Origin of the sequence: Methylobacter arcticus, assembly GCF_050917435.1 — a bacterium.
In the GTDB taxonomy this organism is placed as follows: domain Bacteria; phylum Pseudomonadota; class Gammaproteobacteria; order Methylococcales; family Methylomonadaceae; genus Methylobacter_A; species Methylobacter_A titanis.
Map to the genome: position 1 here is coordinate 2,023,461 of NZ_CP159583.1, position 14,162 is coordinate 2,037,622.

The 14,162-nt window shown below is 49.6% G+C and carries 9 protein-coding genes; 3 read left to right on the forward strand and 6 right to left on the reverse strand.

Annotated features, from left to right (window positions below):
- Nucleotides 1-164 precede the first annotated feature (164 nt).
- Complete coding sequence (locus ABXJ76_RS09740) at nucleotides 165-3,089, forward strand: chemotaxis protein CheB (RefSeq protein ID WP_432740245.1); 2,925 nt, start codon at nucleotides 165-167, stop codon at nucleotides 3,087-3,089.
- Nucleotides 3,090-3,283: 194 nt separating this feature from the next.
- Entirely contained in the window at nucleotides 3,284-5,494 is a 2,211-nt protein-coding gene (locus tag ABXJ76_RS09745; RefSeq protein WP_432740246.1) for a putative bifunctional diguanylate cyclase/phosphodiesterase, read from the forward strand.
- Between the two features lie 45 nt (nucleotides 5,495-5,539).
- Here ABXJ76_RS09745 and ssb read toward each other — a convergent pair whose 3' ends face one another.
- The 3 genes from ssb to ABXJ76_RS09760 all read right to left on the reverse strand — a co-directional run bounded on the left by ssb (nucleotide 5,540) and on the right by ABXJ76_RS09760 (nucleotide 7,982).
- Complete coding sequence (gene ssb, locus ABXJ76_RS09750) at nucleotides 5,540-6,049, reverse strand: single-stranded DNA-binding protein (protein WP_432740247.1); 510 nt, start codon at nucleotides 6,047-6,049, stop codon at nucleotides 5,540-5,542.
- A gap of 35 nt (nucleotides 6,050-6,084) precedes the next feature.
- Complete coding sequence (locus tag ABXJ76_RS09755) at nucleotides 6,085-7,467, reverse strand: MFS transporter (RefSeq protein ID WP_432740248.1); 1,383 nt, start codon at nucleotides 7,465-7,467, stop codon at nucleotides 6,085-6,087.
- A gap of 185 nt (nucleotides 7,468-7,652) precedes the next feature.
- Nucleotides 7,653-7,982, reverse strand: a complete 330-nt coding sequence (locus ABXJ76_RS09760; RefSeq protein WP_432740249.1) for a hypothetical protein — start codon at nucleotides 7,980-7,982, stop codon at nucleotides 7,653-7,655.
- Nucleotides 7,983-8,071: 89 nt separating this feature from the next.
- Between ABXJ76_RS09760 and uvrA the strand changes: the two genes are divergently transcribed.
- Entirely contained in the window at nucleotides 8,072-10,888 is a 2,817-nt protein-coding gene (uvrA, locus tag ABXJ76_RS09765) for an excinuclease ABC subunit UvrA (protein WP_432740251.1), read from the forward strand.
- 103 nt (nucleotides 10,889-10,991) lie between these two features.
- Here uvrA and ABXJ76_RS09770 read toward each other — a convergent pair whose 3' ends face one another.
- The 3 genes from ABXJ76_RS09770 to ABXJ76_RS09780 are packed head-to-tail and all read right to left on the reverse strand — an operon-like array spanning nucleotide 10,992 to nucleotide 13,835.
- On the reverse strand, nucleotides 10,992-11,240 hold the full coding sequence (locus tag ABXJ76_RS09770) for a FeoC-like transcriptional regulator (RefSeq protein WP_432740252.1): 249 nt from the start codon (nucleotides 11,238-11,240) through the stop codon (nucleotides 10,992-10,994).
- Complete coding sequence (feoB, locus tag ABXJ76_RS09775) at nucleotides 11,227-13,602, reverse strand: Fe(2+) transporter permease subunit FeoB (RefSeq protein ID WP_432740253.1); 2,376 nt, start codon at nucleotides 13,600-13,602, stop codon at nucleotides 11,227-11,229. The genes ABXJ76_RS09770 and feoB overlap by 14 nt, the downstream gene beginning before the upstream one ends.
- On the reverse strand, nucleotides 13,602-13,835 hold the full coding sequence (locus ABXJ76_RS09780) for a FeoA family protein (RefSeq protein ID WP_432740254.1): 234 nt from the start codon (nucleotides 13,833-13,835) through the stop codon (nucleotides 13,602-13,604). The genes feoB and ABXJ76_RS09780 overlap by 1 nt, the downstream gene beginning before the upstream one ends.
- Nucleotides 13,836-14,162 lie beyond the last annotated feature (327 nt).

A 14,162-nucleotide genomic window follows, 5' to 3' on the forward strand; every position in this document is an offset into this window, starting at 1 on the left:
TGCGCATAAAAATTTTTTGGGCCTTTCATGGACAGTGCCTAGCATCAGGTATAATTCAAACCATCATAGTAAACTTAAGTTGACTTTATCTTGACAAAATACCATCCGACTTAAAGTTTTCACACACCCGCCGCCGTAATGCTGCGCAAACAGAGCATCTCGCAATGACCCAGAAAAAAACCAAACCGACCCCATCGCCGCGCTCGAAAAATCCGCCCCCACAAAATAGCGACTTCCCGATAGTCGGCTTGGGCGCTTCCGCTGGCGGACTAGAGGCCTTCGAGCAGTTCTTCCGCCATGCTCAACCCGACAGTGGCATGGCTTTTGTTTTGGTCTCGCATCTTGATCCCAGCCACGCCAGCATTCTCACAGAAATCCTGCAACGCATCACGACCATGCCGGTGGTGGAGGCGCAAGATCAAATGCACGTTATGCCTAACCAAGTCTATGTGATTCCGCCCAACCGCGATATGACCATCTTCCACGGCGCGTTGCAACTGAGCATACCCGCAATGCCTCACGGTCAGCGCATGCCTATCGATGCGTTCCTGCGCTCGCTGGCTGAAGATCAGGCCGAAAAAGCCAGCGGCATCATTTTCTCCGGCACCGGCACCGACGGTACCCTAGGCTTGCGCGCCATCCTCGGTGCCGGTGGCATCACCCTGGCACAGGAGCCGACTACTGCCAAATTCGACGGCATGCCAGTCAGCGCCATCCAGGCCGGCTATGTCAGCCATATTTTACCTGTGGAAAAAATGCCGGCAATGCTGTCAACCGGCCTACGCACACTGATCCAGCAGCAACCCATACCCCAAATTGCTTTAAGCGGCATCAATCGCATCCTGCAACAGTTACGCATCAGCACCGGTCACGATTTCTCACTCTACAAAAAAAGCACCATCACCCGCCGCATTCAGCGGCGCATGTCGCAAAACAACACCGAGGACACCGACAGCTACGCCCGCTTCCTCAAGGAGAATCCGTCCGAAATAAAGTCGCTATTCAAAGAGCTGCTGATCAATGTCACCAATTTCTTTCGCGATCAGGAGGCCTTTGTCGCGCTTAAGCAGGACATCCTGCCAACCCTGCTTGCGGACAAACCGGACAACTACATTTTCCGCGTCTGGGTGGCGGGTTGCGCTACCGGCGAAGAGGCCTATTCCATTGCGATAGTGTTGCGTGAACTCATAGATGAATACCGCTACGTGTTTAAAGTGCAGCTATACAGCACCGACCTTGCCGAAGATACCATTACCACCGCCCGCGCCGGTTACTATCCGCCCAATATCGCGCAGGATGTTACGCCTGAACGACTGCGCCGGTTCTTCATTAAGGAAGACGCAGGCTATCGAGTGAAAAAAGAAATTCGTGAAATGGTAGTCTTTGCCGTTCAGAACGTCATCAAGGACCCGCCTTTTACCAAACTCGATCTGCTCAGCTGTCGCAATCTGATGATTTATCTGGAACCGGAACTGCAAAACCGCCTTATCCCGGCCTTTCACTACGCACTCAAGCCGGGCGGGGTGCTGTTTCTGTCGCCGTCGGAGGGCATCGGTAACCATACCGAGTTGTTTGCGCCGCTCAACCGCAAATGGAAGTTCTACCGCGCCACCCCCACCACTGCCTCAACTCGTGCTATGTTGACCAGCAATTTGAACTGGACTACAGAACCGGCTCACAAAACGCCGGAGGACATCATAAAAACCGTCAAAGATGCCAACTTGGCCGAACTGACCCGGCGCATGCTGCTTCAGTTCTACGCCCCTACCTCGGTGGTGACGGATATCAAGGGCAATATCCTCTACGTCTATGGCGAGACCGGCAAATACCTGCGTCCTGCGCCAGGTCATGCCACCCTCAATATGGTCGATATGGCGCGAGAAGGCCTGCAACTGGAACTGCGCTCCGCTGTTTCGGCCGCCGTCCAAGGCACACAGACTCTAAGCCGGGAACTGTCGGTCAAGACCAACGACGATTTTCACCCGGTACTGCTCTGCATACGCGCCCTGTCGAATCCGAATGACCAGCAAAATCTGCTGCTGGTAAGCTTCCAAGAACTAACGCACCCGACATCCAGCAAATCTGGGCGCACCAAGCGCAGCTCCAAGCCGAATGAACTGCGCCATATCGAGGAACTGGAGCGCGAACTGGCCTATACCAAAGAGAACCTTCAGGCCACCATTGAGGAACAGTATGCATCCAACGAGGAGCTTAAATGCACTAACGAAGAGATGCAATCTACCAATGAAGAATTGCAATCCACCAATGAAGAGCTGGAAACCTCCAAAGAGGAATTGCAGTCCATCAATGAAGAGCTGGTCACCGTGAACTTCGAACTACAAGCCAAAATTGCACAACTGGCCGACATGCAAAACGACATGAAGAATCTGCTCGACAATATCCACGTCGGCACCATCTTCCTCGATCAACAGCTTATTATCCGGCGTTTCACCCGCGATGCTGCCCAAATCTATCGTCTGGTTGCCTCGGATGTGGGCCGCGTACTGAGCGACATCAAGCCCGAACTGGAGGGCGAAGACCTGCTGGACGTCGCCCATGCCGTGCTCGATAATCTGGTGCCCATAGAGCGTGAAGTAAAAACGGTTAATGGCAATTGTTATCTGGCACGCATTCAGCCTTACCGGACGCTAGACAACATGATCGATGGCGTGGTGCTGACCTTCACCAACATCACCGAACGCACTCGGGCTATAGCGGTGCAGGAAGCGAGACTATTAGCCGAAAGCATCGTCGATACAGTGCGCGAGCCGCTTATTGTACTCAATGACGAATTGAAGGTCGTCACCGCCAGTCGTTCGTTTTACCAACACTTTAAAGTGACTGCCGAAGAGACCGTAGGACGCCCACTCTACGAACTGAGCAAAGGTCAATGGAACATCTCCGCCTTGCACGAGCTTCTGGAAGCCGTCCTGTCGCACAACCAGGCTTTTGACAACTATCAGGTAGAGCATCATTTCCCCACCATCGGTCACCGCAAAATGCAACTCAATGCCCGCCGCATCATCGGCCGGACCGGAGAACCGCAATTGATCCTGCTGGCGATAGAAAATATCGTCGACCAGGCATAGACAAGCGCATGGCGTGAATTACCGATTTTAACGGGCACAAAACGGGCTTTGTATGACGACATAAGCTATCCAGCTTAACAGCAGAGCCCCCTAAACTAGGTAATAGCACATATTGATTGAAAACACCTAACCCCTTACCCTAGACGCTTGAACTCTCCCTATCGAGCTACCCTAAATCACAGTGAGGAGTTTAGATGCCCAACAAATCCAACAAGCAGGGAAAGCCACCTACCGAGGCAGAGGAAGAACTACTACACGAATTACGGACATACCAAATTGAACTGGAGACGCAAAACGAGGACTTACGGGCACACCAGATCGAGCTGGAAATGCAAAATGAGGAGTTACTGCGCGCCCGTACCGCTCTGGAAGCATCCCGTAGCCGCTATTTTAATCTCTATGAATTTGCTCCCGTTGGCTACCTTACCCTCAACTCCGAGGGTGAAGTTATCGAGATCAATCTGACTGCCGCCACGCTATTCGGCGAGGAACGCAACAATCTGCTAAACCGTTATTTTGTCGACTTGATCACGCCAGAAGACTGCGGCCGCTGGTATCTTCTACTACAAAACCTGCTACAGCACGAAGGCGAGAAAAAAAACTTCGAACTGACGCTGAAACGCGGCGATAGTCACTTTCATGCTCGGCTGGACTATTTGTCGGTAATAAACGACGATCAAACATTATTGCAGCGTATCACGCTCACCGACATATCCGAAAGCAAGCACGCCGAACAAGAATTACGCATCGCCGCCGTCGCATTCGAGGCTCAAGAAGGCATCATGATCACCAATGCCAACAAAGTAATTTTGCGCGTCAACCAGGCCTTTACCGACATTACCGGTTACAGTGCCGAAGAACTCGTAGGCCAGACGCCCCACCTACTCAACTCAGGACGTCACAATGCAGCCTTTTACGCCGAGATGTGGGAGTGCGTTAATCGCACCGGATCCTGGCAAGGCGAAATCTGGGACCGACGCAAAAACGGTGACATTTATCCCAAATGGGTAACTATCACTGCAGTAAAAGATAGCAATGGAGTTGTCACCCACTATGTGGGTTTACATACCGACATCTCTGCACGCAAAGCCTCAGAGGAAGAAATAAAACAACTAGCTTACTACGACCCACTGACCGCATTGCCGAACCGAAGACTGCTGCTCGACAGACTACAACAAGCACTGGCGACCAGTTCGCGCAATAATAAATACGGCGCCTTGCTGTTCATTGACCTGGATAATTTTAAGTCCCTTAATGACAATCTGGGGCACGATATGGGGGACGTATTATTACAACAGGTCGCACAGCGTCTTATTGCCTGTGTGCGAGAAGGCGATACCGTGTCTCGCCAAGGTGGTGACGAGTTTGTGGTCATGCTGGAAGAGCTGGATGATCATGCTGAAGAAGCCGCAGCCAAAACCAAAACCATAGGCGAAAAAATCATTACCTCGCTCAATCAACCCTACCAACTCAGCCATCACGAATATCAAAACACCCCGAGCATTGGCATCACCTTGTTCATTAATCATCAGCATAGTATTAATACGCTACTGAAACGGGCAGATATCGCCATGTATGGAGCCAAGGCAGCTGGCCGAAACACCCTGCGCTTTTTCGATCAGGACATGTACGAGGCGGTTATGACGCGTGCCGCCCTGGAAGCGGACTTGCGCTTTGCGCTGGCAAAAAATCAATTCCAGCTTTATTTTCAGCGGCAAGTGCGCAACGGCAAAATCATTGGTGCCGAAGTGCTATTGCGCTGGGAACATCCTGAACGCGGCTTTATAGCACCACTTGAATTCATTCCACTGGCCGAAGAAATTGGACTCATCATTCCTATTGGACAGTGGGTATTGGAAAATGCCTGCGCCCAACTTAAACGATGGCAAGATCATGAGCAAACACGGCATTTACAGCTTGCCGTTAATATCAGCGCACGCCAGTTCCACCAAACTGATTTTACCGAGCAAGTCTGCGCCATGCTGAAAAAAAACGTCATTACAGCGGATCGACTCAAACTCGAATTCACCGAAAGCCTGGTGTTCGACAACATCGACGACACCATTGCCAAAATGCAAGCGCTCAAAAAAATCGGCGTAAGCTTCTCGGTGGATGATTTTGGTACCGGTTATTCATCACTCATCTACCTGACGCAATTGCCCTTCGATCAATTGAAAATCGATCAATCTTTCGTCAACAACATTGGGATCAAACCTGTCGATACGGTGATCGTGCAGACCATCATCGGCATGGCCAACAACTTGGGAATGGACATCATTGCCGAGGGCGTAGAAACCCAAGAACAGCGCACATTTCTTGAGCTTCACGGCTGCCATACCTACCAAGGCCATTTGATAGGCAAAGCAATGCCGCTAGCGGAGTTTGAGCGTTTTTTTGGAATTTGAATTTCGTGTTCTTTGTATTCTTAAACAATGACTACCAGGTGTCCTCTAGAACGGAATATCGTCATCAAAATCATCATAATGTGGCGGCTCAGGCGGCATCGATGAGCCGGAATCATTTTTTGGTGCCGCTTGCTTGGGTTGATTGGACGGTCTTGATGAAGATGAAGGTGCAGAATATCCGCCCTGCGACTGATCACCACCAAATTCGGCGGTACCGCCGCTACCGCTACGACTGTCCAGCATGTTCATGCTGTCGGCAACGATTTCAGTACTATAACGATCCTGACCGTCTTGGCCTTGCCATTTCTGTGTACGAATACGGCCTTCAACATAGGCTTGACTGCCTTTTTTTAAATATTCACCGGCGATTTCAGCCAAACGATTAAAAAATACCACACGATGCCATTCGGTCTCTTCTTTACGCTCCCCTGTTTGCTTATCTTTCCAGCGCCTGGACGTCGCCAGACGAATGGTCGCAACGGCACTGCCACTAGGCAAATAACGCACCTCAGGATCGGCACCTAACCTTCCTATTAACATCACTTTATTCAACATCTATTTCTCCAATTGTTTTTGCAGATTTTATCAAGTTAAGTATTGACGTACTGTGTAATCAAACCCTGCAACTTATCTTTATCCAACTGCTGATTATCAACTTTTAGGTAAGCCAAAGCCTCGTCATAATGCAAGGTGATTTCTTCTACACCGCTGAGCTTACCCATTTCAACAATAAACGCATTGGCATCCGGTTCGCTGAGCTTTTCCAGCGATATCAGCAGATTTGCCACATAACGGGGAGGCTTCATCCGCAAAGACACTAACAACCAGCTGAACGCGGCAGCGGCGGAAAATAAAAACACCGCTGTAACCCCGAATACGCCGTTAAACCAACCGCCCACTAAGCCGCCTATAAACAGACCCAAAAACTGAGAGCTTGAATAAGCGCCCATAGCCGTGCCTTTTAAATCGGCTGGCGCGGTCTTCGATATTAAAGAAGGCAGTGTCGCTTCCAGCAGGTTAAAGCCGCAAAAAAACAGCCACAAGAACGCTATAATTCCGATCAAGCTTTGATGCATAAACGACAATCCCAGTTCAGCCGCCATTACCACCGCAATGGCGCCGATAAACACTTGTTTCATCTTGCGTTTTTTTTCTGCCAGGATCACGAACGGCACAGCAAATGCCATCGAAATAACAAAAATCGGCAAATAAACCTTCCACTCGCCCCCGGCCAACAACCCCGCATCTCTCATCAACGAAGGCACAACAACAAAGATAGCCATTAAAATCATATGCAAGGTAAAAATCCCGTAATTCAGGCGCAATAAATCCGGGTTTTTCAATACATGCATGGTTTCTTCGGGAACGAACTCAGCATCCCGATGCAGTTTAGTCTGATGAGGATCGGGGACGATAAAAATTATCGCTAAAATAGCTAATGCAGTGAGCACCGCCGTTACCGCAAAAACGCTTTGCACACCGCCGAATCCTGAAATAACAGGCCCGGCTATGATGCCGACACCAAACGACGCTCCGATACTAATCCCGATAATCGCCATGGCTTTGGTGCGATGAACTTCCTGAGTCAAATCAGCCACCAAGGCCATGATAACGGCCGACACCGCACCTGCGCCCTGAAAAGCCCTGCCCACCAAAACCCCGTAAATCGTCGTCGATAGCGCAGCTATCACGCTACCGATCATAAATAGCACTAGGCCGATAATGATCATTTTTTTACGACCGAAGCGATCCGATAACAAGCCGAAAGGGATTTGCAACAGAACTTGAGGCAAGCCGTAAATACTCATAGCCAGGCCGATCAGCGCTGGCGTTGAGCCTTCCAACTGCTCGGCAAATAAAGATAACACCGGCAAAATCATAAACAACCCCAGCATTCGCAAAGCATAAATGCCTGCCAAAGACCAGGTAGCGCGTTTTTCCGATAAAGTCATCGAACTTGTAATGTCTTGCATTGTTGTCAAAACCAGCTTCTCCTTTTTGAACCAGAATTATCAAGAAAAATAAACGCAGCTGAGCGCAGGCTTTACAATCAAATGCAAATGCCGGACTAATCTAGTGGTTTATCTCATTATTTTAATGACGTCCATTATAACAAGCTTTATTTATAGGTTTCGCTCATTTGTGCTTGAGGTGCTATTTAACTGAACAGTGCTATGATCTGGGTTATTAAGTGCAGCCAAGCGGCTTTAACATCAATGACTGAAATTTGACTGGCTCTAACCATTCCAATAATGCCGACCATAATCCAGAACACGTTCAGCAAAGTATAAGCACTATCTTTCTTGAGTATGGAACACCATGAAAGTATCAACGCATCTGTGGTATTAAAAGCCCACACAAACAGAAACGGACTTTCCGGACCCAGCCAACTGACCAGAGAAAAACTGAAAATGCGCATCAGCACACCCAGCATTTCGATAAACCGAATATATTTGAAAACGAATGAATTTAATGTGTTGATGAGCATTAGTTAAAGTCGGCTAGTGTCTACGCCGTTTGTATTAACACGGCTTTGCTCGTATATTATACGGTTGTTTGAATTGTCGGAATTATTTAATGGATACGATCAGCATTCGTGGTGCCAGAACACATAACCTGAAAAATATCGATCTCGATCTGCCCAGAGATAAACTCATCGTCATCACCGGGCTTTCCGGCTCGGGCAAATCATCGCTGGCCTTCGACACCATTTATGCCGAAGGACAGCGACGCTATGTAGAATCCCTTTCTACTTACGCCCGTCAGTTTTTAGCCATTATGGAAAAGCCCGACGTCGACCATATTGAAGGTCTGTCACCGGCTATTTCGATTGAACAAAAATCCACCTCGCACAACCCGCGTTCCACCGTCGGCACCATCACCGAAATCTACGATTACTTAAGGCTGCTGTATGCCCGTGCCGGTACGCCGCGATGCCCCGAGCATCAGGCTTCGCTGGAAGCGCAAACCGTCAGCCAGATGGTCGACCATGTACTCTCGCAAACTCAGGATCAGCGCTGGATGTTGCTGGCTCCGGTGGTCAACGACCGCAAGGGCGAGCATATCCAATTGCTCGACGACCTGCGCGCCCAGGGCTTTATCCGCGCCCGGATTGACGGCACGGTGTATGACCTGGATGAGCCTCCAGTACTGGATTTAAAAAAGAAACATACCATCGAGGTCATTGTCGACCGTTTCAAGATTCGCGACGACATCGCCTTGCGCTTATCCGAATCCTTCGAGACGGCTTTGCGCATTGCCGACGGCATCGCGATCGCCGCCTGTATTGACGACGCAAGCGAACTGATGTTTTCCGAGCGCTACGCCTGCCCTCTTTGCGGCTACAGCCTGACCGAACTGGAACCGCGCATCTTCTCGTTCAACAACCCCAAAGGCGCATGCAGCAGTTGCGACGGACTGGGTGTGCGACAGCATTTCGATCCCGACCTGATTATCCATAACCCCGACATCAGTCTTGCCGGGGGCGCGATTCGCGGCTGGGACCGACGCAATGCCTATTATTATCAAATCATCTGCTCACTAGCCAGACACTATAACTTCGACCCGGAAGCGCCGTTTTCAGAGCTGTCCAAAGAAACTCAGGCCATTATTCTTTATGGTAGCGGCCATGAAGTTATTGAATTCAAATTCATGACCGGAACCGGATCGGTCAAAAACAAGCGCCATAGTTTTGAAGGCATCATCGCCAATATGGAAAGGCGTTACCACGAGACCGATTCGCAAATGGTGCGCGAAGAACTGGCAAAGTATTTATCCCAAAAAACCTGTAACGTATGCGATGGCGCCAGGCTGAATGTTTCTGCCAGAAATGTGTTTGTTCAAGATTTGCCGATACACCATCTGACCCGTTTCCCCATCCGCAAATCCTTAGACTTTTTTAAGCAGCTGAACCTGACCGGCAAACGCGGTGAAGTTGCCGCAAAAATCGTCAAGGAAATTCAGGAACGGTTGGAGTTTCTGGTCAACGTAGGCCTCGACTATTTAACGCTGGATCGCAGTGCGGACACCCTTTCCGGCGGCGAAGCGCAGCGTATCCGCCTGGCCAGTCAAATCGGCGCGGGTCTGGTCGGCGTGATGTATGTGCTGGATGAGCCGTCGATAGGCCTGCATCAACGCGACAACCAGCGCTTGCTGAACACCTTGTTCCGCCTGCGCGACCTCGGCAATACCGTGATCGTAGTCGAGCATGATGAGGATGCGATCCGTTCGGCGCAGCATATTGTCGATATAGGCCCCGGTGCCGGTGTCCATGGCGGACGCATCATTGCGCAAGGCACCCTGGAGGATATACTGAATAATGAAGACTCGTTAACCGGCCAATATTTATCGGGAAAAATCGGCATTACCATTCCCGAAACATTAACGCCGGCAGATAAAGACAAACAAATCACCATCCGCAATGCGCACGGCAATAATCTGAAAAATGTCGATATTGCCTTCCCTATCGGTTTGCTGACCTGCATCACCGGTGTCTCCGGTTCCGGCAAATCGACGCTGGTAAACGATACCTTATACTGTCATGCAGCGCGGTTAATCAACCGTGCCGGCGTCATTCCCGCGCCCTGCGCTGCCATCGAAGGCCTGGAGCATTTCGATAAAGTCGTCGATATAGACCAAAGCCCGATTGGCCGCACACCCCGGTCAAATCCAGCCACCTATACCGGTTTGTTCACACCGATACGCGAATTATTTTCAGCGACGCCTGAAGCACGGTCGCGCGGTTATTCGCCCGGCCGGTTCAGTTTTAACGTCAAAGGCGGTCGTTGTGAAGCCTGCAAAGGCGACGGCGTGATTAAAGTCGAAATGCATTTTTTGCCGGATATTTTCGTCCATTGCGACAGTTGCGGCGGCAAACGTTATAACCGGGAGACGCTGGAGATACGCTACAAAGGCAAAACCATCCATCAGGTGCTGGACATGACCGTAGAAGATGCGGCCGAATTTTTCAAACCGGTGCCGGTGCTGGCCCGTAAACTACAGACCTTGGTTGAAGTCGGCTTAAGTTATATCACCTTGGGACAGAATGCGACCACCCTGTCCGGCGGCGAAGCGCAGCGGGTAAAACTCGCCAAAGAGCTGTCCAAACGCGATACCGGCAAAACTTTATACATCTTGGATGAGCCGACCACCGGCCTGCACTTCCACGACATCAAACAATTGTTGACCGTGTTGCATACCCTGCGCGATCACGGCAATACCGTCATCGTCATCGAACACAATCTGGATGTGATCAAAACCGCAGACTGGGTCATCGACATGGGGCCCGAAGGCGGCGATGGCGGCGGAACGCTGGTTGCGGAAGGCACGCCTAAGCAGGTTTCTGAAAATAAAGCCTCGCATACGGGGGAGTATTTGAAGCGGTTTTTTGAGTAGCAGGAATATTTATAAAATGTGGGCGCGAATTTATTCGCGCTTCTTAATGCCTATTGCGCGAATAAATTCGCGCCCACGACAGTCAACCACAATCATTTTCGGCCTAAGTTAAATCACTGCTTACATTCGACTCATCAACCCACTCATAAATCTCCGTCAAAGTCGTATCGCATTGACAGCAACTGGTACCGCAAGAAGCAGTCAACGGCAGTTTGCGCACCTTGCCTTTGCTGATCCATTTGCCCAGCATGCCTCTTAGGGCATCGGCATCCATGTCGAAATGGATGATTAAATCCGCCAACGCAATTCGGTGCTGCGCCCTTAAATAGGCTCTCAAATCAGACAGTATCATGCAAGGATTCCCTCCTATGCTTTACCTCTGTGGCCTCAGCGCTTTTACCCAATAGCCACAGGCCGAGTAATACCGCGAAAAAGGCAATGATTAGTCCGCTTATCCAAACCAGCGAATAATCTGGATGCTCACTATAGGTCATCGCTTGATAAAATATAGTGGCAGTCATGTAGGCTATACCGGTCGTCCAGAACACCACAAACACCGTCCAGTTCATGTTAGTTTCCCGGTAAATTGCAGCGGTTGCCGCAACGCAAGGGGCATACAATAAAATAAATATCAGATAGGCGAAAGCCCCTGCCTTGCCATCAAAACTTTGCTGCATGGCAGCAAAAGTACCGGCATTGACTTCCTGTTCACCGGCTGCTGCAGTCATGTCGTCAACGTTGCCGATATTCAAGCCCAATGGATCTAACAGGTTATCGGCAACGTCTTGCAGGTTTTTAGGCACGGTTAAACAGGCGTCAATCAAAGCCTGTTGAAGATTGAACGGTGCTTTATCGGCGGCTGTTGTATCGGCCACCGCAAGCTGGCTGTATAACGCATCCAGGGTTCCGACCACCGCCTCTTTGGCTAAAACGCCGGTAAATATACCGACCGTAGCAGGCCAATTGTCTTTTTCTATGCCCATCGGTTTAAACGCCGGTGTCAGGCCGCGCCCGATCTCGCTTAATACCGATTTATTGCTGTTTTCCTGGCCGAATGAACCATCCGTACCCAGCGCATTAAGAAAGTTCAGTACCAGCACCATCGGTACGATGACTTTGCCTGCATTGAATAAAAACGACTTCAGCCGATCCCAGGTTCTGATAAAAACGCCGCGCACTGTCGGCATGTGATAAGCGGGCAATTCCATAATAAAGGGGGATGATTCCCCTTTAAATAAGGTGTGCCGCATGATTAAACCGGTTAACACCGCGACTGCAATGCCCAACAAATACAAACCGAACACCAGATTCTGGCCGCCAACCGGGAAAAATGCGGCGGCAAATAAGGCGTAAACCGGCAATCTGGCACCGCAAGACATGAACGGATTCATCAAGTTGGTCAATATCCGGTCACGTGGGTTTTCCAGAGTCCGCGTGGCCATAATCGCCGGGACATTACAGCCGAAACCGACGATCATCGGTACGAAGGATTTACCGGGCAAACCGATTATGCGCATGAATCGGTCCATAACGAAAGCCGCCCTAGACATATAACCGGAGTCTTCCAGTGCCGACAGAAACATAAACAGGAAGCCGACAATCGGGATAAAGGTGGCAACGACCTGTATGCCGCCGCCCATGCCATTGGTGATTAATACAATCAGCCATTGCGGCAAGTTCAGCTCGGTGAGCGTCAGACTTAGCGCGTCGATCAATAACGCGCCTACGGCTTGATCGAAAAAATCGACGAAGGCGCTGCCGATATTAATGGTGAACATGAACATCGCGTACATGACTAACAGAAAAATCGGGATACCCAGAAAGCGGTTTAAAACGATGTTGTCGATTTTATCGGTTGTGTGGCGAGTTACCTCGGTTAGCTTGCAGACTGCGCCATTGGTTAATTCATTGACGAATCCGTAACGGGCGTCGGCGGCGAGAATGTCGATTTCGTCATCGGTTTCGGTTTCTACCCGGCGCTGTAATTGCGCAACTGTTTGTAGGAGCGAATTTATTCGCCCTTGGGCGACCAAGGTCTCCCTTACAATCTGTTTGGCCAAGGTATCGTCTTCCAGCAAGCGAATAGCCAGCCAACGCAGGTCGCAGTCGTGCTGCTGTGCGGCCTCAATCAACGACGGTGAAATGTCATTGATGGCTTGCTCCAGTTCGGGGATATAGCTGATTTTTACCGAAGGTATAGGCTTGGCGATAGCCGCGCTATTGATGGCTACTTTTAATGCGCCGATACCGTCCTTATTCGAGGCGCTAATCGGAATAACAGGACAACCCAATAGTCGCTCAAGAAAATCAATATCAATTTTGATGCCACGGTGTTTAACCGCATCCATCATATTGAGCACCAAAATCATCGGTACTCGCATTTCAATAAGTTGCGAGGTTAAGTAAAGATTTCGCTCTATATTTGATGCGTCAACAATATTAATAATCAAGTCGGCATTTTTGGATGCAACATAATCACGGGCGACTTTTTCATCTAAAGAAACCTGATCGTCGGCAGCTTCCAATGAATAGGTGCCGGGTAAATCGACTAATTCGATCACTTTAAGATCGAAACTGTATTCACCGGTTTTTTTCTCGACGGTAACGCCGGGCCAATTGCCCACATGCTGCCTGGCACCCGTTAATGCGTTAAATAGTGTGGTCTTGCCGCAATTCGGATTGCCGACTACGCCAACTGTAAAATCAGTTTTCATCAGAGTTTCTCTATCAATAATATTGCCGCTTCATCCTTACGCAGGGTTAATGAAAATCCACGCAACTTAATCTCAACCGGATCTCCCATCGGCGCAAAACGGGTGACGCTAAACTCGGTTCCCGGCGTTAAGCCCATAGCCAGCAAGCGTTTTCGATAAGCTTTTCCCGATGATTCAAAGCCAACGATTTTTCCCGAATCACCCACCGTCAGGTTTTTTAAGCTTATTGCCATAAAGTAAGTATTAAAATAAAGTGCATTAAAATCAACCGCTCCAGGAGTTATCAACAATCATTCTCATTAAGATAACTATATCATATAACCGAATCATATAATCGGTATTTTCATAAAGAGTAAAAAAAAGCTAGTATCGAGCAATTTCGTGCCGTTCAGACCTTAGAGACAGCGACATTTCTCTGATGCGGCCAAAGTTTTTTATGGGGCAGAATGAGATAAGTTACGATAAAAGCTGGGGTAGCGAAGTATGAATCCTGCAACGCTTCACCCCGTGTTAGATACAGAACGACGCTGTTATCAAGGTAAGCCGAGGATAATTGTGGC